The sequence below is a fragment of the Polaribacter sp. 11A2H genome, from assembly GCF_011379025.1.
Lineage (GTDB): Bacteria > Bacteroidota > Bacteroidia > Flavobacteriales > Flavobacteriaceae > Polaribacter.
In genome coordinates, this window is record NZ_WTLD01000001.1 from 371,260 (window position 1) to 392,978 (window position 21,719).

The 21,719-nt window shown below is 31.4% G+C and carries 16 protein-coding genes; 10 read left to right on the forward strand and 6 right to left on the reverse strand.

What is annotated here, in order from left to right:
- Positions 1-3 precede the first annotated feature (3 nt).
- The 3 genes from GQS58_RS01690 (at position 4) to GQS58_RS17330 (ending at position 1,885) form a co-directional block, all read left to right on the forward strand.
- Positions 4-705: a response regulator transcription factor gene (locus GQS58_RS01690; RefSeq protein WP_166382222.1), complete on the forward strand. Its 702-nt coding sequence runs from the start codon at positions 4-6 to the stop codon at positions 703-705.
- A 71-nt stretch (positions 706-776) separates the two neighbouring features.
- Positions 777-1,397, forward strand: a complete 621-nt coding sequence (locus tag GQS58_RS01695) for an L-threonylcarbamoyladenylate synthase (RefSeq protein WP_166382524.1) — start codon at positions 777-779, stop codon at positions 1,395-1,397.
- Between the two features lie 248 nt (positions 1,398-1,645).
- On the forward strand, positions 1,646-1,885 hold the full coding sequence (locus GQS58_RS17330; protein WP_317168358.1) for a hypothetical protein: 240 nt from the start codon (positions 1,646-1,648) through the stop codon (positions 1,883-1,885).
- Here the strand turns inward: GQS58_RS17330 and GQS58_RS01705 are convergent.
- Entirely contained in the window at positions 1,877-2,875 is a 999-nt protein-coding gene (locus GQS58_RS01705; protein WP_166382223.1) for a glycosyltransferase family 2 protein, read from the reverse strand. The two genes, GQS58_RS17330 and GQS58_RS01705, sit on opposite strands and share 9 nt — an antisense overlap.
- Positions 2,876-3,028: 153 nt before the next feature.
- The gene (locus GQS58_RS01710; protein ID WP_166382224.1) at positions 3,029-3,472 is read right to left on the reverse strand and encodes a type I restriction enzyme HsdR N-terminal domain-containing protein; all 444 of its coding nucleotides are present in this window, start codon (positions 3,470-3,472) and stop codon (positions 3,029-3,031) included.
- 17 nt (positions 3,473-3,489) lie between these two features.
- On the opposite strand from GQS58_RS01710, the gene holA reads away from it, so the two are divergent.
- Entirely contained in the window at positions 3,490-4,491 is a 1,002-nt protein-coding gene (gene holA / locus GQS58_RS01715) for a DNA polymerase III subunit delta (RefSeq protein WP_165730646.1), read from the forward strand.
- A gap of 1 nt (position 4,492) precedes the next feature.
- On the forward strand, positions 4,493-4,945 hold the full coding sequence (locus GQS58_RS01720; protein WP_166382225.1) for a DUF1569 domain-containing protein: 453 nt from the start codon (positions 4,493-4,495) through the stop codon (positions 4,943-4,945).
- Positions 4,946-5,123: 178 nt separating this feature from the next.
- On the opposite strand, the gene GQS58_RS01725 is transcribed toward GQS58_RS01720, so the two are convergent.
- The 4 genes from GQS58_RS01725 to GQS58_RS01740 all read right to left on the reverse strand — a co-directional run bounded on the left by GQS58_RS01725 (position 5,124) and on the right by GQS58_RS01740 (position 13,783).
- Positions 5,124-7,889, reverse strand: a complete 2,766-nt coding sequence (locus GQS58_RS01725; RefSeq protein WP_166382226.1) for an alpha-amylase family glycosyl hydrolase — start codon at positions 7,887-7,889, stop codon at positions 5,124-5,126.
- Between the two features lie 67 nt (positions 7,890-7,956).
- Positions 7,957-9,273 (reverse strand): SusE domain-containing protein, encoded by a 1,317-nt coding sequence (locus tag GQS58_RS01730; protein ID WP_166382227.1) that lies wholly within the window; start codon positions 9,271-9,273, stop codon positions 7,957-7,959.
- A gap of 11 nt (positions 9,274-9,284) precedes the next feature.
- Positions 9,285-10,859 carry a RagB/SusD family nutrient uptake outer membrane protein gene (locus GQS58_RS01735; RefSeq protein WP_166382228.1) on the reverse strand — a complete coding sequence of 525 codons (1,575 nt, stop codon included), beginning with the start codon at positions 10,857-10,859 and terminating at the stop codon, positions 9,285-9,287.
- Positions 10,860-10,870: 11 nt separating this feature from the next.
- On the reverse strand, positions 10,871-13,783 hold the full coding sequence (locus GQS58_RS01740) for a SusC/RagA family TonB-linked outer membrane protein (protein WP_166382229.1): 2,913 nt from the start codon (positions 13,781-13,783) through the stop codon (positions 10,871-10,873).
- 200 nt (positions 13,784-13,983) lie between these two features.
- Between GQS58_RS01740 and GQS58_RS01745 the strand changes: the two genes are divergently transcribed.
- From GQS58_RS01745 to GQS58_RS01765, 5 genes are all read left to right on the forward strand, one after another.
- A complete protein-coding gene (locus GQS58_RS01745; RefSeq protein ID WP_166382230.1) occupies positions 13,984-15,006 on the forward strand; it encodes a LacI family DNA-binding transcriptional regulator in 1,023 nt (340 codons plus the stop codon).
- Between the two features lie 146 nt (positions 15,007-15,152).
- A complete protein-coding gene (locus tag GQS58_RS01750) occupies positions 15,153-16,523 on the forward strand; it encodes an MFS transporter (RefSeq protein WP_166382231.1) in 1,371 nt (456 codons plus the stop codon).
- A gap of 73 nt (positions 16,524-16,596) precedes the next feature.
- Positions 16,597-17,250 (forward strand): beta-phosphoglucomutase, encoded by a 654-nt coding sequence (gene pgmB, locus GQS58_RS01755; protein ID WP_166382232.1) that lies wholly within the window; start codon positions 16,597-16,599, stop codon positions 17,248-17,250.
- Positions 17,251-17,387: 137 nt separating this feature from the next.
- Entirely contained in the window at positions 17,388-19,682 is a 2,295-nt protein-coding gene (locus tag GQS58_RS01760) for a glycoside hydrolase family 65 protein (RefSeq protein WP_166382233.1), read from the forward strand.
- A 51-nt stretch (positions 19,683-19,733) separates the two neighbouring features.
- Positions 19,734-21,686 carry a glycoside hydrolase family 13 protein gene (locus GQS58_RS01765; protein ID WP_166382234.1) on the forward strand — a complete coding sequence of 651 codons (1,953 nt, stop codon included), beginning with the start codon at positions 19,734-19,736 and terminating at the stop codon, positions 21,684-21,686.
- Positions 21,687-21,719: the final 33 nt, after the last annotated feature.

Genomic DNA, 21,719 nt, shown 5'->3' on the forward strand with positions numbered 1-21,719 from the left:
ACAATGGGAAGTAAAAAAATTTTATTAGTTGAAGATGATCCAAATTTTGGAACAGTCTTAAAAGATTATTTAGCGTTAAATGATTACAATGTAACACATGCTAAGGATGGTATAGAGGGGTTAATCATGTTTAAAAACAGTGATTATGATTTGTGTATATTAGATGTAATGATGCCTCGTAAAGATGGTTTTTCTTTAGCACAAGACATTAGAACAACCAATAAAGAAGTACCAATTATTTTCTTAACAGCAAAAACGTTAAAAGAAGATGTTTTAAGAGGATATGCTGTTGGAGCAGATGATTACTTAAACAAACCATTTGATTCTGAAGTATTACTACATAAAATTAAAGCAATTTTACAGCGTAAGGATACAGATAAAACAGCCGAATCAGAACAATTCGAATTTGTAATTGGAGGCTTTTTCTTCAATTCTAAATTAAGACATTTGTCAGTTGGTGAAAATGGAGAACCTATAAAATTATCTCCAAAAGAAAGTAAATTGTTACGTATGTTGGCAATTCATAAAAACGATTTAATGCCAAGGGAATTAGCCTTAACAAAAATATGGAGAGATGACAATTACTTTACATCTAGAAGTATGGATGTGTATATTGCAAAACTTCGTAAGTATCTAAAACCAGATGAGCATGTAGAGATTTTAAACATACATGGAGAAGGATTTAGAATGGTAGATAAGTCTTAAAAAAAATAATTTTCCCATAAAAAAAACTCAACTTGATTGATAATCAAGTTGAGTTTTTGTATATTTATAGTATGTCAGAATTCATTAAAATATATAATGAGAACCCAAACCAAAAAGAAATCGATAAAGTTGTAGCGGTTTTAAAACGTGGCGGTTTGGTTATTTACCCCACAGATACGGTGTATGGTTTAGGGTGCGATATAACGAACAATAAAGCTTTAGAAAAAATTGCTCAGATTAAAGGAGTTAAATTAGAAAAAGCAAAATTTTCTTTTATTTGCAACAATTTAAGCCACTTATCGGATTATGTAAAGCAAATTGATAGCGCTACATTTAAAATACTTAAGAGAGCATTACCAGGTCCTTATACCTTTATTTTACCAGGAAGTAACAACTTACCAAAAGTATTTAAAAAGAAAAAAACCGTGGGTATCCGTATTCCAGATAACAATATTATTAGAGCCTTAGTAGAAACGTTGGGCAACCCAATTGTGTCTACCTCTATTAGAGATGAAGATGAAATCTTAGAATATACTACAGATCCAGAATTAATCTTTGAAAAATGGAGAAAGTTAGTAGATATTGTGATTGATGGTGGGTATGGAGACAATCAAGGATCTACAATTATAGATTTTACAGATGGATATCCGGAAGTAATAAGAGAAGGTAAAGGAAGTTTAGATATTCTGTAATGCCAAAAATTCACTTAGAAACCATTATTAATATTACTGATATTGATATTGTTTTCAATTTAATTAGAAGTATCGATTAACATAAAATTTCTACAAAAAACTCTAAAGAAGAAGCTATTGCTGGTAAAACTTCTGGTTTAATATCACTTAATGAAACAGTAACTTGGCGAGCTAAACATTTAGGTGTTACCCAAGAATTAACTTCTATTATAACAGATTTTAAAGCACCAACTTTTTTTGCTGATGAAATGGTTCATGGAGCTTTTAAAAGTTTTAGACATGAACATTTTCTTGAGCAGAAAGGCGATAAAGTGATTGTAAAAGATATTTTTGACTATGTTTCTCCTTTTGGTGTTCTTGGAAAAATTGCTGATTTTATTTTCCTAAAAAAATACATGCAGCATTTTTTAATTGAAAGAAATAAGGTAATAAAAGACTATGCAGAGTCCGGTAAATGGAGAGAAGTTTTAGAAAAGGAACTACTTTAGTTCGTTAAACTTTTTTCTACCCAATGCAAAATATTGCCAAACAATACTTGTGTGTAAATTGTAGTCTTGTTTTTTTTGTAAAACTCTACGTTTTTTCAAAAATTTAAAGAAGTTTTTATAAAGACTTAAATGAGCTTTAAGAATTGCTAACGTATGAACTGGTCTTAACTCTAATAGAAACTTTAAACCTGCAATTCCGTCTAAAATTAAACGAGAAAAAAGAACGAATAGAAACCATCTTTTAGGAACGTTTTTTACAATATTAAGTAAGCTATTTCTAAAATTTAAATATGTTTTATGAGGATTTGTTTCTTGTAAAGTAGCTCCGCCAACATGATATACCGTAGAAGCACCCACGTATTTTATTTTGAAACCTCTACTTTGTGCTCGCCAGCATAAATCTATTTCTTCTTGATGCGCAAAATAATCTTCATCTAAACCACCTAGTTGATTAAATACTTTAGCGCGAATAAATAAACATGCACCAGAAGCCCAAAAAATAGTAGCTTCATCATTAAATTGCCCGTTGTCTTTTTCTAATTGATTAAATAGACGTCCTCTACAATAAGGATAGCCATATAAATCTATAAAACCACCGGCAGCACCTGCATATTCAAACTTCGTTTTGTCTTTAAAATCTAATAATTTTGGTTGAATAATCGCCGTGTTTTCTTCATTTCTAAAAACAGTTTTAATCGGTTCTAACCAATTTTCTGTAACCTCAACATCAGAATTTAAAAGACAGTAAATATCGGCATCAATAGATTGCAATGCATCGTTATATCCTTTTGCATATCCACCATTTATAGTATTTTCTATTACTTTAACACTAGGGAATTTTTCTTTTACATAGGTAACTGAAGAATCTGTAGAGGCATTGTCTGCTATATAAATAGCAGCTTCTTTAGAACTAAAATTTATAACGGATGGCAAGAACTGTTCTAACAGTTTTTGACCATTCCAATTTAATATGACGATTGCTATTTTCAAGAATGCGAATTTACTATTTATAAGTTAGTTTTTTTATATAATTTGTCTTAATAAAAGTATAAAATAAGTCCTCTTATATGGTTTTTCGTTTTCTTAAAAGTAAAGGCGTTTTTTGATGTAGTTCTATATTTTTAATTTCTAAACAAAGACAATTTATTTGTAATCAGGAATCTCTTTTAGAAAAATATAAGTTTCCTTTTCAAAATCCATTTTACAATAAAAATGATCTAATCCGTTGGTAACAATTAAGTAATTGGCTTTTAACTTTAAATTATAACGTGCAATTTGATCGAAAGTATCTTGAGTTATTTTAATAGAAGGTGCTTTGCATTCTACAATAATTTCATGATTTCCTTCTTTATTAAAAACTAAAATATCTGTTCTTTTTTTACGATTATTAATGGTCAATTGTTTTTCTAAAGCAATTAAAGAAACCGGATATTTTTTTTCTTCAATTAAAAAAGAAACATAATGTTGACGCACCCATTCTTCTGGAGTTAAAACCATATATTTTTTTCTCAATTTATCAAAAATAAGCGTCTTATTTTCGCTACTTTTGAGTTTGAAATTATAAGAAGGTAGGTTAAGTTTTTGCATCAGTCAAAAGTAAGTAAATGAACGAAATAAAAGACATTGTTTCAGATATAAAGAAAGGAATTATAAAGCCAATTTATTTTTTAATGGGTGATGAGCCTTATTATATTGATAAAATTTCTGACTATATAGAAGAACATATTTTAGAGGAAGCCGAAAAAGGGTTTAATCAGCAGGTAATGTATGGTAGAGATGCAAGCATAGAAGATATTGTTTCTGCTGCAAAACGTTACCCAATGATGGCGGAAAGACAGGTGATAATTGTTAAAGAAGCACAAGATTTAAGTAGAAATATAGAAAAGTTAGTTGCGTATGCAGAGAATCCACAACCAACCACTGTCTTAGTTTTTAACTATAAATATAAAAAACTTGATAAACGTAAAAAACTGCACAAAGCAATTGCTAAAACAGGTTTAATTTATGAAAGTAAAAAACTGTATGAGAATCAGGTTTCAGATTGGATTCGTAGAGTTTTAAGTGGTAAAAAATATAAAATAGAACCCAAAGCATCTCAGATGTTAGTAGAGTTTTTAGGAACAGATTTAAGTAAGATTTCTAACGAGTTAGATAAATTAATGCTAATTCTGCCTAAAGAATCTATTATTAGTGATAAGCATATAGAAGACAATATTGGTATTTCTAAAGATTTTAATAATTTTGAATTGCGAAAAGCAGTAGGAGAGAAGGATATTGTAAAAGCTAATAGAATTATAAATTACTTTGCAGAAAACCCAAAGAATAATCCTTTGGTGATGACCATTTCTTTACTGAACGGGTATTTTACACAACTCCTTTCTTTTCATGGTTTAAAAGACAAATCTAAAAGTTCTGTAGCAAAAACATTAGGTGTTAATCCTTATTTTGTAGATGAATATTTTTTAGCTGCTAGAAATTATCCAATGCGTAAAGTGGCACAAATAATTGCTTTTTTAAGAGATGCAGACGTAAAAAGTAAAGGTGTTGGCGCAAGTCAATCTCAAAAAGATATATTAAAAGAATTATTGTTTAAAATATTACATTAAAATGAAAAATATTTTCGAAAAAGAAATTACAAACGACGTAATTAATAGAATCAATAATTTATCGGCAACATCAAAACCAACTTGGGGTAAAATGTCTGTATCACAAATGTTAGCACACTGTGTTGTTACGTATGAGATGGTTTTTACAGATAAGTTTCCAAAACCAAATGCTTTTACCAGATGGATTTTAAAAATGATTGTTAAAAACATTGTAGTGTCGGAAAAACCGTTTGCTAAAAATGGAAAAACGGCATCACAATTTGTTATTTCCGATGCTAGAGAATTTGAAGCTGAAAAGAAAACTTTAGTAAATTATGTTATTAAAACCCAAGAATTAGGAGAAACTTATTTCGAGGGTAAAGACTCTAATTCTTTTGGTAAACTAACTGCGGTAGAATGGAATAACTCTTTTTACAAGCATTTAGATCATCACTTAACTCAGTTTGGAGTTTAGAATATATTAAAGTTTAAAAATAATAAGAAGCTGCCTAAAAAGTAATAAACCTTGTCATGCTGAACTTGTTTCAGTATCTTAACTTTCTGAAATTCAGGCTTCAAAAGAATCTGAAATAAATTCAGATTGACAAAAATTCACTTTTTTTAGACAACTTCTTGTTTATTAAAATCAAAAATTAATTTACAATCAGTTTTTTAGTTGTAGTTTCATTTTTGGCATCCTTAATTCTAATATAATAAACACCTTTTTTAAACATTGATATTTCAAAATAATTGGTGTTTATCACTTCTTTAGAAAACGATTTTACTTGTTTTCCGGTAATATCATAAATGGTAACTTCATTTGTTTTATCAGAAAGAACAAAGTGTGTTTTAGTCGGATTTGGATACAGTTTTATAGAACTTTTATCGTCTATCGTAAAATCATCCGTAGCAAGAGATGCTGGTTTATTTGCATACACTTTAAATTCACCTGGAGCTAACGAAATGCTAGCAGTTGTATTTGTAACTGTTATTGTAGTGTTATCTTCTAATAAATTATACCAAGTACCTGTTTGTTGAAAAGCAGGAGAAATACTCTGTGTAGTTACTCCAAAATTACCGATAATAGTAATGTTTTGTATACCCGACGCTGATGCATCTGATAAATGAATGGTGTTTAATCCGTTAGCATTACCAACATTTAAAGTGAAATTTGAAGTTTCAAAAATTTCATATTTCAGTTTTAATTGAATTAATTTAGACCAAGTTTCTTTTAAATTCTTTCTATTAACATTGTCTAAGTAATTCCATAAAATTGGTTTATTTCCTGTTCTACCATTCTCTTCTATAGAAATATCATATCCTAATTCTCCGAATTGCCAAATCATTTTTGGTCCAGGAACTGTAAAATAAAAAGCGCCCGCTAATGCTTCTCTAGCTAATGCTGTATTTAAGTCTTTAACATTGTAGCTTCCGCGAGCGTTACCATACTGTAGGTTTTTATACATTAAACGCTCTTCGTCATGGCTTTCCATATAGCTTACGTTTGCTGGCACAGACCAACCTCTGTTTTTGTAAGAAATCCAAGAGAAATCGGCTTCGGTTCCAAACCCCATGGTAGCTTGGTTATATTGATGGTTGTGGTTACCCCAAACCATAATTCCTTTTCCTTCAGCTAGTCTATAACTTACCCATTCTGTTTCTTCTTTATTGGTGCCTAAATGCTCGAAAATAATATAAAAATTTGGATCAATTTGCCATTGATCGTCAGCATATTCTTTTAAAACATCAACTCTATCTTGTTGGTATGCGTTTGTACAAGCATCTCCAGAAGCACAATTTTGTGTAAATCCTTTTGTTAAATCCCAACGGAAACCATCAATTTTATATTCGTCAATCCAATATTGAGAAACTCTTTTAACATAATCTTTTACGGCTTGTTTAGAGTGATTAAAATCGTTAAAAACACTGTAAGAATGTGTTGCCGTTGGATTGAAAAAAGGGCTATCTGAATTTGCTTGTCCGCTATAACCACCATTATCTGTATTGTACATTCTGTAATACGGATTTTGACCAGAAGCATGATTAAAAGCAACATCTATAATTACTGCAATTCCTCTTTTATGGCATTCGTCTATAAATTGTTTAAAAGAAGTAGTGTTTCCATAATACTTATCTAAAGCCATGTGAAAAGAAGGGTTGTAACCCCAAGATTCGTTACCATCAAATTCCATAACAGGTAAAAACTCGATGGCATTGATACCTAATTCTTCTAAATAATCTAATCTTGCTTTTACAGCATCATAAGAATGTAAGGCATCAAAATCTCTTATTAAAAGTTCGTAAATAACCAAGTCTGTTTTAGCCGGTTTCGTAAAGTTAGTAGTTTGCCATACATAATCTGCATCACCAGTTCTTAACAAAGTAACTGCGTGGTTGGTTTTTCCTGTAGGGTAACTTGGTAAATTAGGATAGGTAGTTGCGTTTATATATTGATCGTTATATTCATCTAAAATTACAGTAGAGTATGGGTCTGCAACTCTTAAATCTGCATTAATAATATATTGATACGTGTAATCTGTTTGCGGAGTTAAACCTTTTAGTTCAATCCAAAAACGATCTGTAGCACTGTCTTTTTTTAGTAAGTAAGCATCATTTATTTGCCAATTGTTAAAGCTACCAATTAGATGAACAAACTCTTTATTAGGTGCATAAAACACTAAAGTAGCTTTTGTATTGTCTGATGGGGTTAAATTAATTCCGTCTTTCATGCCTGCAGGTACAGCTGCTTCTGAAACCGTTGGTTTTACAATTACTTTAAATGTTGTGCTTTTAATTTCTCCGTTATTTGTAGCTTCTAGAAGAAAGGTGGTGTTTTCTGTAACAGTAGGAGTGTAGTTGTATGTTGATGTGCTATTTTGTTGATTAATAACAGCTCCATTTGCTTTTAAGGTATAGTTTGATGATAATGAAGTTGTTGCAGCAATTGGTAATGTTTCTCTGGAATTTAGAATGGTTGTAGTGGTTGTTGGGGCATTTAAAGTTAATTGATAAGCGCCAACTTCAAAGTATTGGTCTTGAGTTTTTTTATCTCCAGAGCCATCCTTAGCTTTTACTAGCATTCCAATACGTCCTAAACCAGTTCTGTTATAAAAAGTTGATGGTTTAAAAGTTATTGAATAGCTACCATTGCTATTGTTTGTTAGTTTTTGAGCTTCGTTAGAGTTCGTCCAACTTCCATTTGTTGGAGAATCCATAGAGTTGCTATCATCAGTATCATAAGACCAAGTCCATAAATAGATATCTGAAACTCCCCAAGAAGCAGTTGTAATTCCTGAGATTGTAATGGTTATATCATCACTTTCGTTAAAAGTAGCAGGAGAAACAGAAAAAGTTACATTTTGTACCTGGCTATAGCTTAAAGTAGTTATTAATATTAAAAGTAGTGTAATTTTTTTCATAAGTAATCGTGTTAAAAAACAAAGACTACCGCTTTTAGGGGTAGTCTTTGTAAAGTTTTAAAAAAAATTAATTTATGGTATACGTTGGGTTTTCTGGATCTGTAAAGTTTAATACAAAAGAATATGTACCTGCAGTAGCAGGTATGTTTGCGCCATCGTCTAAAGTTCCGTCTAAACCGTCGTCACCATAATTTAGTGTCCAAGCCTCATTTGATCTAATTTTATATTCACCGTCTATAAGTGTTACGTTATTCAGAATCCAAATATCATCATTTGGTTGAGACCAATCTCTAGAGAACAAGGCATCTGGAGTATCTCCCCAATTATTATAAGCAGAACCAACAAGTCCCCAAATATGTTCTATTGGTTCTAAAGAATAAGATAAATCATTTAGGTTTACGGTAACAATATATCTACCAGCTGTAGTAGCAATATTACCACCAGCTGCATCTAAGAATCCTGCAGCACCTTCTCCGTAAGCGGTACTCCAATCATTATTCATTCTAAACTTCATTTCACCATCTAATAATTTTACAATTCCTCTAAATTGATCTGAGTAAGAATCGTAAGTAAGAGCAAAATCTGGAGTGTCTCCCCAATTATTATAAGAAGAACCCACAATGCCTAAAGAGAAATCTTCTATTTTATAGGTATTGCTATTTAAGTTCATGGTAATTTTATAAGCACCAGCCTCAACAGCAATGTTACTTCCACCAGTATCTAAAGTTCCGTCTGCACCGTTATCTCCAAAATCATTGGTCCATTCATTGTTTTCTCTAAATTTAATTTCTCCATCAATTAAAGTAACGTATGCTACTAAAACACCAGCTGTACTTGTTGTAAAGAATGGTAAATCTGGAGTTGCACCCCAATCATTAGCAGCAGAACCAATAATTCCCCATGTAGTAGATAAATCTAAAATACTAGAGTATGGAGTTATATTGATTGTTTGTAAATTAGTATTAATTAACAATTGATTGCCAATAAAGCCTTGTAATTTGATAGATAAATCTGAAGCAACATCTGCTTCTGCACCTAAAGCTAATGCAATAGAATTTAACTCTAAAGTTGTAAATGATTTCTCTAATTTATCACCAATTTCTAAGGTTTCTGCACTACTAAAATCTCCTGTAGCTAAATCTATCAGAATTTTATACGTTGGCACTGCATCAAAACCAAAATCTGGAGCTTTCCAATTTGTATTTAAAGCAATTTCAGCCTGATTTTCCTCTAAAAGTACAATAGGTGCTGTTTCTTGAATAATCAAATCCGTTGTAGCTGCTACATCTGGGTTTATGATTACTCTGTCATTAATATCTTCACAACTGGTAAAACCAATTGATACAATAATAAGAGCGAATAATGAATTTATTATTTTTTTCATGTCTTTAGTTATTAGTATCCTGGATTTTGAGTTAAATTAGGATTCGTTGTTATAATATTGTTAGGCAAAGGAAAAAGGTTTCTATAATCTTGAACTCCAGATCCGTTTTTAGAATTACCTTTAAAAGGCCATAAATATGTATCAGAAGTAAAGTAATTATATCTAATTAAATCTGTTCTTCTTTGTCCTTCCCAATACAACTCACGAGATCTTTCGTCTAAAACAAACTCTAAAGTTAAGTCTGCTGTACTAATGTTTCCACTTGCATTTCCGAAAGCTCTTTCTCTTAATTCGTTAATTTTAGTTACAGCCAATCCTAAATCTCCTCCGCCACCTCTAAGAGATGCTTCTGCGTAGTTTAAATAGATTTCGGCTAATCTTATTAACGGTAAATCTGTATCTACAAAATCTCCTGCGGCATCAGATCCTTGGTTTCCATTAGAATCGATGTTTTTAAATTTAGTTACAGCATATCCATTTTCAAAAGTAGGAATCTCATCGATTTCTAAAGTTTGACCATCTGAATGAAACATTCCTCTTTTATCGTTTGCATCAAATTTATTAACCAAGTTTTTGGTAGTTCTTAAGCCTCCCCAGCCACCGTTTACACCAAACTCTGTAGCATTCATGTTTCCTCCAATTGCAGCATGTACTAAAAATGTAGTACCTCCATAAGTTTGAGATCTAAGACCATCAAAATTTAAGGCGAAAATAAATTCATTTTGTGCTCCGTTTGTGTTGTTGTCTGCTAAGAAAAGTTCGTCATAAGCACTTCCGTTTCCATTAACATCTGTAGTGTTTATAGAGTAACTAGAAGTCATTACTTTGTTAGAATAAGTTACTGCTTCTGCATATTTTGCTGTACCTGTAAAAACTTCAGCATTTAAATATAATTTAGACAATAATGCCCAAGCAGCAGCTTGATCTACTCTACCATACTCGCTAGATCCACTTACTTTTAATTCATCTTGAATTTCTAATAATTCAGCTTCAATAAAATTGAATATTTCTGTTCTTGATGCTTGCATTGGCAACTCAGTAGAAACTGAAGTTACTAAAGGTACGTTACCGTATATATCCATTAAGTTATAGTAAGCAAATGCTCTTAAAAAACGAGCTTCTGAAATATAACTAGCAACTTCCGTATCTGTTAAAACAGCTGCATTGTTTATAAATGAGTTACAAAAAGATACTTCTTGTGCTAACCTATAGTACAATGCTTCAGAAAAATCGTTACTACCAGACCAATACATACCATGTAAATCTGGTAAACCTGCATCTCCCCAACCAACTACAGCGTGGTCTGTTGTTAATTCATTTAAGTTGAACAACATTCTAGAATATTGAGAAAAACCTTCATCAATATCTTGTATGTCTGCCTCACCTGAAGGTCCTTTTTGCCCTGTTAAAGCTAAACTAGCATATAATTTAGCAAGTGCTCCTTGTGCTTCTGTTGCATTAGAAAACACATCTTGTTCTGTAAAACTATCTGGATCAATAGGTAATTGATTCAAATCTTCGTGACATGATATAACTCCTAAAGAGAATAACATGATTACAATTAAATATTTTAATTTTTGTTTCATTTTTCTTTTTATTAAAAGTTAACGTTTACGCCTAATACAAAAGATCTAGGTCTTGGGTAAAAATCATTATCGATTCCTAAGTTAATTTCTGGATCTAAACCATCATAATCGGTTATTGTTAAAACATTTTGTAATGATCCATAAAAACGAAACGTTGTGTTTTCTATCTTATCTAAAGTATAACCAAGTGAAATGTTATCAATTTTAAAGAAAGAAGCGTCTTGTACAAAATGATCACTTAAAGCCGTTCTATCATTAATAACTGTAAAACCACTATTGTAGTAATCTGCATGTAAGTTAGATAGTATACTGTTGTTTGTAGCGTTTTTTTCTACACCTTTATTCGCAGCAACATCATTATACATATAGTTACCAAAACTAGCTCTAGTTTGTATAGATACATCCCAGTTTTTATAACTAGCACCTGTGTTAAAGCCCATTAAAACATCTCCAAAAGGATCTTCATTAATGTATTTATCATCATCATTAATCATATTGTCGTTATTTCTATCAACAAAAACCCCTTCTAAAGGTTTTCCGGAAGTATCATACACTTGTTGAAAAACCAAGAAACTATTTGCTGTTTCTCCTTCTCTATGTACCTGCACATTATTACCAACACCTGTAGAGATTCCTCCTTGTGGTTGGTCTGCAGATAATTTGGTAATTTTATTATCATTTAATGAAATGTTGTAATCTACAGTCCATTCAAAATTATCTGTTCTAATAGGGGTTGTGTTTAAGTTAAACTCTAAACCTCTATTTTCCATATTACCAATGTTGGCGTTAATTCTGTTTCCAAAATTTGTAAAAGGATCTACAATAGAACTCGCAATAAGGTCGTTGGTTTCTTTAACGTAAGCATTTACAGAACCTGTAACTCTTCTATCAAGAAAAGCAAAATCTACACCAAGATTTAAAGTTCTTCCAACTTCCCAACGTAAATCTGTATTAATTGGTTCTGGTCTAAATGTTTGGTAAAAAGAGTTTCCGAATTGATAGTTAGCAGTATCTGTACTACCTTGATACCTAGTTAAAAACTGATAATCACCTAAACCATTAATATTACCTATTTCACCGTAACCAACTCTTAATTTTAATTCATTAAAGAAAGAATCTTCCATAAAATCTTCTTTATGAATACTCCAAGCTGCTGCAAATGATGGGAAGAATCCCCAACGATCATCTGGGTTTAATTTAGACGAAGCATCTGCTCTTACCGTTGCTGTTAAATAGTATTTCCCTTCATAATCGTAATTAGCACGACTGAAATATGATAATAACACATTTTTAGATTTATCTATAAATTCATAGGTATTACCATCTTCTTCTTTTTCACTATCATAACTATAGTTATCATATTCAAAAGATTGATATGCATAACCAGCAACTGCTGTGAAGTTATGCTTTTCATTAAAAGTTTTAGAGTACGTTAAGTAAGCGTCTAAAACTTTGTTGTCTGAATTTTGAGTATATCTAGTTAAAGAACCATTAAAAGTTGCATCTGAAGTTGGAATAAATTCTGAAGTAACTTTTCTACCATGACTGTTAGAAGTATCATATCCTAAGTTAACTGTTGCAGTTATATCTTCTAAACCATGTATTTTATAATCAAACTTTACATTACCCACAAAACGTCTAATTTCTGCAGTATTATCTATTAAATCTAATAAAGCTAAAGGGTTTGTTGGTGCTAAGTTGTTTTGGTTTCCGGTACCAGCATCTAACCAAGCAAAGTAACCACCGTATTGAGAATTTGAATCAAATACAGATTGTGTAGGGTCAAAAGACACTGCACCACCAATTGCACCTCTATCTGCAAATTCATTTTCTGTGTACATTCCTTTTACATTAAAATCTATCTTTAAATGCTCATCAAATAGAGTAGGAGATAAGTTCATAGAAGCTGTAGTACGTTGTAAGTTATCTCCTTTTAAGATTCCTTCATGTTCAGAATATCCTAAAGAAGCTCTCATTGGTATTCCATAAATTTTACCTAATGCACTAAAGTTATGATCTTGCCCAATAGCAGTTGTATAGATTTCTTCTTGCCAATCTGTATCTGCAGCACCTAATAAAGCAACTTGTGCAGGAGTACCAATATCATTTATTAAGCTTCTAAATTTATTTGCAGATAAAACATCTACTTTATCTCTTAAAGTATAAACAGTTGTTTGAGAGCTTGCATTAAACTTAAACTCACTGTCTTTCCCTTTTTTAGTAGTAATTAAAATTACCCCGTTTGCAGCTCTAGATCCATAAATAGCAGTAGAAGACGCATCTTTTAAAACTACAAATGTTTCTATGTCATTAGGGTTTATAAAGTTTAATGGATTTCTAGATCCTCCAACACCACCATTGTCTAATGGGATACCATCTATAACATATAATGGTTGGCTATTTAAAGATAAAGAACCAGTACCACGAATGTTAATGGTTTGTCCGTCTCCAGGAGCACCAGAACCAGCAATTACATTTACACCTGCAACTTTACCACTAATAAGTGATTGTGCAGATACAATAGGTCCTTTGTTAAAATCTTTACTTGTTAGTAAATCTGTTGTACCCGTTAAGTCTTCTTTTCTTACCGAACCATAACCAACTACAACTATTTCATCTAGAGATTCTAAAGATTCTTCTAGTACTACAGAAAGGTTAAAATCTGTACCAATGGTAACTTCTTTGTCAGCAAAACCTAAATATCTAAAGACAAGTACGTTTCCTGTTTGTACCTTATCTAGAGTAAAGATTCCGTCAAAATCGGTTTGCATACCTCTAATAGTTCCTTTAATAACTACACTAACACCAGGCAAAGGATTGCCGGATGTTTTATCTTTTACAACACCTTTAACAGTTTGTTGCGCAAACATGCTAAATGATGATGTTAAAAGAATTCCAATTAACAATAATTTAAATTTTTCCATGTATAATTTGTTAAATAATAACTTTAAATTTGACTTTTTTGATTACAATAAACTTACATTCCACATTGTAAATATATAGATTAGTAGCATGTTTACAATATGATAAAAATCACGAAAACGTTTTCGTGTTAACAACTTTTTATGAATTATTGTTGCTAGATTAACAGAATTTAACTCTAATATTTTATTTTTGATAAATAATGAAGCAAAAAATTACCATAAAAACAATTGCTAAGGAATTAGGAGTCTCTACGTCTACCGTTTCAAAAGCTTTAAAGGACAGTCACGAAATAAGTAAAGAGACTAAAGAAAGAATACAAGCCTATGCAGATTATTATAATTACAAACCTAATAGTTTAGCACTGCAACTTCGCAATCAAAAAACAAAAGTAATTGGGGTTATTTTACCTAAAATAGTACATCATTTTTTCTCTACAGTAATTATGGGGATAGAAGAAGGTGCTATTGAAAAAGGGTATCATATTATGGTTTGCTTCTCTAATGAATCTTATAAAAAAGAGGTAGAAACTTTAAAAGTGTTATCAAACGGAAGCGTAGATGGCTTAATTGTTTCGATAGCAAATGAAACCCTCGAAAATAAAGATTTTAGGCATTTTATAGATTTGGTATCAGAAGAAATTCCGTTAGTACTAATAGATAGAGTGGTCGATGAAATTTTGTGCGATAAAGTAGTGGTAGATGATGTTGGTGCAGGTTACAAAGCGACGAAGCATTTATTAGAAAATGGTAGAAAAAAAATTGCCCTATTAACAACACCAAAACATGTAAATGTAGGTTCTTTAAGAAGGCAAGGTTATGAAAAAGCGTTGATAGAGGCCTATATTAAAACAGATTCTAATTTAATTGTGGAAATTGATGAAGAAGGAGATATCTGTGCACAGATAGAAAAAGTATTTGAACAAGACATTGACGCTGTATTTGCTGTAAATGAAATTTATGCAGCTAAGGCTATGAGAATAGCAAAACAAAAAGGATATAAAATACCAGAAGATTTTTCTATAATAGGTTTTACAGATGGTTTAATCTCTAGATATTCGTCACCTTCTATAACAACAATTGCACAACATGGTTTTGTAATGGGTAAACAAGCAGTAGAACTTTTAATAGAACGAATAGAAAAAGAATCTGAAGTATTTAAACCTAAAAAAATCGTGATTTCTAGCGATTTAAAACTACGAGAATCTACGAAACCGTCGTCGTAGATTTTTACTTTCCTTTTCTTCACATATATAAAAAACACATATCTTTGTTAGATATTTACGATTTATCAATAAATTACATTCCACAAAATTTATAAATTGATAAGTCTAAACGCTTATCGTAATATTAACTTAATAGCATACGATAAATGGAAAAGCGTAAATTAAGTTTTTGGCAAATCTGGAACATGAGTTTTGGATTTCTAGGAATACAATTTGGATTTGCCTTACAAGGTGGATTTATGTCGAGAATTTTTCAAACACTAGGGGCAGGAAAAGAAGATATTCCTTTGCTTTGGATAGCAGCACCTTTAACAGGTTTACTTGTGCAACCAATTATTGGTTATATGAGTGATAGAACTTGGAGTGTAAAATGGGGGAGAAGAAAGCCTTACTTTTTGGTAGGTGCAATTTTAAGCTCATTAGCACTATTTTTTGTTCCCCAATCTCCTACATTATGGGTCGCAGCTGGTTTTTTATGGATTTTAGATGCTTCCATAAATATTTCTATGGAACCTTTTAGAGCATTGGTAGCAGATAAATTACCACAATCTCAAAGATCTTATGGTTTTGTTGTACAAACTTTAATTATTGGAATAGGAACTTGGGTAGCAAGTAACTTACCATGGATGGTTTCTCAATTTGGTGTTAGTAATGAAGCAGCATCTGGAGTTGTACCAATGTCTGTAAAAGTTGCTTTTGCAATAGGTGCAGTTGTTTTTATGGCAAGTATTCTTTTTACCGTTTTTACAACGGATGAATATCCGCCAGAAGACATGGAAGAGTTTGAAAAAGAAAAAGCAAAAAAGAATAATTTTATTCCTGATATATTAGAGAATATTGGTAGCATGCCAACTACAATGAAAAAGTTGGGAGTGATTCAGTTTTTCTCATGGTTTGCATTTTTTACCATGTGGTCTATGGCAAACCCTGCATTAACGGAACATGTATTTCATACACCCGCTCCAATAGAGGCTGCTTTTAATATGGCAGACACTGTGCAAGCAGAAGCATTTAGAATCGCCAATACAAAATTTCAAGAATCTTCTAATTCAGTAGGTTCTGCAATGGGTATTTACGGGTTGTCTTCTATGGCATTTGCCTTGCTACTAACCTTATATACATCTAAAAGAAACATCAACAGAAAATATGTACACCTTTTTTCTTTGATTATTGGTGGTATTGGTTTTTTAACAATGAGTTATGCATCACCAGAAAATTTAAAATATTGTTTTGTATTAATTGGTTTTGCTTGGGGTAGTATTTTATCTATGCCGTATGCCATGTTATCTAGTTCTGTAGATCCAAAGAAAATGGGCGTTATTATGGGAATATTTAATATGTTTATAGTAATTCCGCAAATTATTGCCGCATTAGGAGGGATTAATTATGTTTCTAATTTATTAGGAGAAGATGCTATTAATGCTATGACAGTGGCAGGAATTAGTTTAATAATTGCAGGTTTATGTAATTTATTAATTACCAATAAAAACGCAATTAGTTATCAAGAAGAGATTTAAAAAAAATAAAGACTTTAGATAAAATTAATACATGCTAAAATTAATTTTATTTAAAAATAAAGAAGAAAAGTAGATGAAAAAAGGATTTATATTCGATTTAGACGGAGTTATTGTAGACACAGCGAAATATCATTATTTAGCGTGGAAAAAATTAGCAAACCACTTAGGTTTCGAATTTACCAAAGAGCAAAACGAATTATTTAAAGGCGTAAGTAGAAAACGTTGTTTAGAAATTTTGTTACAAATTGGTAACAGAACAGCAACACAAGAAGAATTTGACACTTGGATGATCGAAAAAAATGTAGATTATTTAAAGTATATAGAAAATATGGATGCTTCAGAAATTTTACCTGATGTACCTAAAGTTTTAGCTTTTTTAAAAAAACAAAATATTCCGATTGCCTTAGGTTCTGCGAGTAAAAATGCGCAACCTATTTTAGAAAAAGTTGGACTGTTACACTATTTTGATACTATTGTAGACGGTAATAATGTTACCAAAGCAAAACCAGATCCAGAAGTTTTTCTTTTGGCAGCAAAACAATTAGGTGTAAATGCAGCGGATTGTGTGGTTTTTGAAGATGCAGTTGCAGGTGTAGAAGCAGCAAATGCAGCAAAAATGATTAGTATTGGTATTGGTGATAAAAGCATACTTTCTGAAGCACAATTTAATTACAATGATTTTACAGAAATTAGTGTTGAATTTATACAAGAATTGATTAATAAATAAATTCACTAAATCCTGTAAGGTTTTTAGAACCTTGTAGGTATAGATTATAAACAAATTAAAGTTTTAGTTGTTTTATTAAAATTTAAGATAATATACCTACAAGGTCTCAAAGACCTTGCAGGAAAAAAGAAAACAAAATGAATCAAGATTACATCATACCAAACGAATGGTCTATTATAGAAGAAGGCTTTAATTCAGAAAAAGTAAAATCATCAGAAAGTTTGTTCAGTATTGGTAATGGCGCCATGGGACAAAGAGCTAATTTTGAAGAAAATTATTCAGGAGAAACTTTTCAAGGAAGTTATATTGGTGGTGTTTATTACCCAGATAAAACACGTGTTGGATGGTGGAAAAATGGGTATCCAGAATATTTTGCAAAAGTATTAAATGCACCAAATTGGATTGGTATAAACGTATTAATCAATGAAGAGAAATTAGATTTAAACACTTGTAAAGAGGTTTCTAAATTTAAGAGAGAACTAAACATGCAAGAAGGTTGGTTGTCTAGAGATTTTGAAGCTGTTTTACAAAACGGAATCAAAATTAAAGTAGCAGCAAAGCGTTTTTTAAGTTTAGAGTTAGATGAAATTGGTGCGATTAGTTATACAATAACTCCGTTAAATTCAGATGCTAAAATTACGTATATTCCTTATATAGATGCAGGCATTACCAATGAAGATACCAACTGGGACGATCAATTTTGGGATGTTTTAAAAGTTTCTCAAAATAACCAACAATCTTATATTGAGGCAAGAACCATGAAAACACATTTTTACACGTGTACTTTTATGGAATCTCGTTTGTTTGTAGACAATAAAGAAGTTGAGGTACCTTGTAAAAGCGAGCAAACTTCAAATTTAATTTCTTCGGAATATCAGCAAGATATTAAAGAAAATGAAGCATTTACCATCCATAAATTTGGTGGTTATGTGGTGGATAGAGATTATGATAAAGACGCATTAGTTGCTGCAGCAAAAGTTGCTTTAGATAAAGCCGTTAGTTTTGGTTTTGATGTTTTATTAGAGAAACAAAAGGAATCTTGGGCACAAATATGGAGCATGAGCGACATTACCATAGAAGGAGATGTAAAAGCGCAACAAGGAATTCGTTTTAATATTTTTCAATTAAATCAGACGTATTTAGGTACAGATGCTAGTTTAAATATTGGTCCGAAAGGATTTACAGGAGAAAAATATGGAGGAAGTACCTATTGGGATACCGAAGCATATTGTATTCCTTTTTATATGGCAACCAAAGACCATTCTGTTGCAAGAACATTGTTAGAATATAGATACAATCATTTAGATAAAGCGATTGAAAATGCAGGGAAGTTAGGTTTTACAAACGGAGCTGCGTTGTACCCAATGGTTACCATGAATGGTGAAGAATGCCATAACGAATGGGAAATTACTTTTGAAGAAATTCATAGAAATGGTGCCATCGCTTTTGCAATTTATAACTATCACCGTTTTACAGACGATTATTCTTACATTCCAGAAAAAGGATTGGAAGTTTTAATTGCCATTGCACGTTTTTGGCAACAAAGAGCCACTTTTTCTTCGGATAAAAACAAATTCATGATTTTGGGTGTTACAGGTCCGAATGAATATGAGAATAACATCAACAATAATTTTTATACCAATTATATTGCTAAATGGTGTATTAATTATGCGTTAGAAAATATCGAAATTGTAAAAACAGATCATATTTCAGATTACATCAGAATTAAAGAAAAAGTAAATTTCTCTGATGAAGAATTGGCAAAATGGAAAAGTGTTGCAGACGGAATGTATTTTCCATATTCAGAAAAACATAAGGTGTATTTGCAACAAGATGGTTTCTTAGATAAAGAATTAATTACGGTTGCCAATTTAGACAAAAGCCAAAGACCAATCAATCAAAAATGGAGTTGGGACAGAATTTTACGTTCTCCGTACATAAAACAAGCAGATACTTTACAAGGTTTTTATATGTTCGAAGATGATTTTTCTAGGGAAGAATTAGAGCGTCATTTCGATTTTTACGAACCATTTACAGTGCATGAAAGTTCTCTTTCTCCTTGTGTGCACAGTATTCAGGCTGCAAAGTTAGACAGAATGGACCAGGCGTATACGTTCTATTTACGTACTTCTCGTTTAGATCTAGACGATTATAATCACGAAGTAGAAGAAGGATTACATATTACTTCTATGGCAGGAACTTGGATGAGTATTGTAGAAGGTTTTGGAGGAATGAGAGTGCAAAATAACACCCTTTCTTTTTCGCCAAAAATACCTAAAGGATGGAAAGCCTATTCATTTAAAGTGAATTTTAGACATCAAGTAATTACCGTAAATGTTTCTCAAGCAGGAACAGAATTTACACTAGAAGGAAAAGAAGCTATTGATATTTTGGTTGATGGAGAGAAAGTAACCGTTACTCCAAATAAATAAAAATACCAACCTCAAAGGTTTTAAAAACCTTTGAGGTTTAAATTAGGGAAAATGAAACTATTAAAATACAGCCATTTAAATGTTCTTCTAATTTCGGTTATTGTATTTTTGTTTTCATGCCAAAAAAGAGAACAAAATAAAATGGAGGTTACTAACGAAATTACAGCAGTAATAAACGAAATTGAAAGAGTAGAGCCACCAAATTGGTTTGTAGGTTTTAAGGATACTTCGTTGCAATTATTAGTAAAAGAAAATAATATTGGTGATGCAATACCTTCTATTTCTTATGAAGGAGTTACTATCGAAAAAGTACACAAAGCTAGAAGTAATAATTATTTATTTATCGATTTAAAAATTGATGCGTCTACAGAATCAGGGAAATTTAATATCGATTTTACTTTTGCAGATGGTACAAAAAAAACACATACATACGAGTTAAAATCAAGAGATAAAAAGTCGGATGATTTTATTGGTTTTAACAGTTCTGATGCTATTTATTTAATTACTCCAGATCGTTTTGCAAACGGAGATGATTCTAATAATATCAATACAGCATTAAAAGAAACAGATATAGACCGTTCTGACAATTACAAGCGTCATGGTGGCGACATACAAGGAATTATAAATCACATAGATTATATTTCAGACCTTGGTTTTACAACTGTTTGGCCAACGCCAGTTCTTTTAAATGATATGGCAGAAAGTTCGTATCATGGCTATGCAATTACAGATTATTATAAAGTAGATTCTCGTTTCGGAAATTTATCAGAATATAAAGAGTTAGCTGATAAATTAAGAGAAAAAGACATGAAATTAATCATGGACCAAGTTGCAAATCATTGTGGAATTGGGCATTGGTGGATGGAAGATTTACCTTTTGGTGATTGGTTAAACAATCAAAAAAATTATGAGGATAATATAGATAATTGGAACAATGAAACCAATATTGGGTCTAACCATAGAAGAACTACAAATCAAGATATATACGTATCAAAAGCAGATTTAAAAGGAAATAATGAAGGATGGTTTACACCTGCAATGCCAGATTTAAATCAGCGAAATCCGTTTTTAGCAAAATACATTATTCAAAATAGTATCTGGTGGATAGAAACCTTGGGCTTAGGAGGTATTAGACAAGACACATACCCATATCCAGACAAAAACTTTATGAGTGATTGGGCAGGAGCTATTATGTCTGAATATCCTAATTTTTCTATTGTTGGAGAAGAGTGGAGTTACAATCCGTTAATTGTTGGTTATTGGCAAAGAGGCGCAAATAACAGAGACGGTTATGAATCTAACTTAAAATCTCCTATGGATTTTCCAATGCAAAAAGCCATTGTAGAAGGCATCAATGAAGATGAGTCTTGGGACAAAGGTTTGATAAAACTATATGAAGGTTTAGCCAATGATTTTCATTATGCATCGCCAAAAGATGTGTTTATATTTTTAGACAATCATGATAAAACAAGAGTTTTTACAGAGCTTTGGGAAGATATCTCAAAAGTAAAAATGGGGTTGAGCTATATGTTAACTTTACCTAGAATTCCTCAAATTTATTACGGAACAGAAATTTTAATGAATGATTCTGCAAACCCCGGAGATCATGGTTTAATACGAAGTGATTTTCCAGGAGGTTTTAAAGATGATGCTGTAAATGCTTTTACTGGTGAAGGATTAAATGAATACCAAAAAGACATGCAATCTTTTATTACAAAGGTCTTGAATTATAGAAAAGATAGTAAAGCTATTCATGATGGTAAAACCATTCATTTTGCTCCTTTTATGGGGACTTATTTCTTGTTTAGAACAAAGGGTGATGAAACGGTTGTAAATATTATCAATAAAAATGTCGAACCGATTACAATAGATTTAAAACGATTTATAGAGGTTGGGTTAGATGGCAGAACCCTAAAAAACATTATTACGGGCGATACTTTTATTTGGGGAAATGAAATTCATTTAACTGAAAAAGGGAGTGTTCTTTTAACAACAAAAATATAAATAGTACGGTCAAAATCTTTAAGGTTTATAAAC

Coding starts and splice junctions, on each gene's coding strand:
- GQS58_RS01690 (WP_166382222.1), top strand. CDS start 4: ATGGGAAGTAAAAAAATTTTATTAGTTGAAGATGATCCAAATTTTGGA.
- GQS58_RS01720 (WP_166382225.1), top strand. CDS start 4,493: ATGAAAAATATTTTCGAAAAAGAAATTACAAACGACGTAATTAATAGA.
- GQS58_RS01710 (WP_166382224.1), bottom strand. CDS start 3,472: ATGCAAAAACTTAACCTACCTTCTTATAATTTCAAACTCAAAAGTAGC.
- GQS58_RS01735 (WP_166382228.1), bottom strand. CDS start 10,859: ATGAAACAAAAATTAAAATATTTAATTGTAATCATGTTATTCTCTTTA.
- GQS58_RS01745 (WP_166382230.1), top strand. CDS start 13,984: ATGAAGCAAAAAATTACCATAAAAACAATTGCTAAGGAATTAGGAGTC.
- GQS58_RS01695 (WP_166382524.1), top strand. CDS start 777: ATGTCAGAATTCATTAAAATATATAATGAGAACCCAAACCAAAAAGAA.
- GQS58_RS01760 (WP_166382233.1), top strand. CDS start 17,388: ATGAATCAAGATTACATCATACCAAACGAATGGTCTATTATAGAAGAA.
- GQS58_RS01740 (WP_166382229.1), bottom strand. CDS start 13,783: ATGGAAAAATTTAAATTATTGTTAATTGGAATTCTTTTAACATCATCA.
- holA (WP_165730646.1), top strand. CDS start 3,490: ATGAACGAAATAAAAGACATTGTTTCAGATATAAAGAAAGGAATTATA.
- GQS58_RS01750 (WP_166382231.1), top strand. CDS start 15,153: ATGGAAAAGCGTAAATTAAGTTTTTGGCAAATCTGGAACATGAGTTTT.
- pgmB (WP_166382232.1), top strand. CDS start 16,597: ATGAAAAAAGGATTTATATTCGATTTAGACGGAGTTATTGTAGACACA.
- GQS58_RS01765 (WP_166382234.1), top strand. CDS start 19,734: ATGAAACTATTAAAATACAGCCATTTAAATGTTCTTCTAATTTCGGTT.
- GQS58_RS01725 (WP_166382226.1), bottom strand. CDS start 7,889: ATGAAAAAAATTACACTACTTTTAATATTAATAACTACTTTAAGCTAT.
- GQS58_RS01730 (WP_166382227.1), bottom strand. CDS start 9,273: ATGAAAAAAATAATAAATTCATTATTCGCTCTTATTATTGTATCAATT.
- GQS58_RS17330 (WP_317168358.1), top strand. CDS start 1,646: ATGGTTCATGGAGCTTTTAAAAGTTTTAGACATGAACATTTTCTTGAG.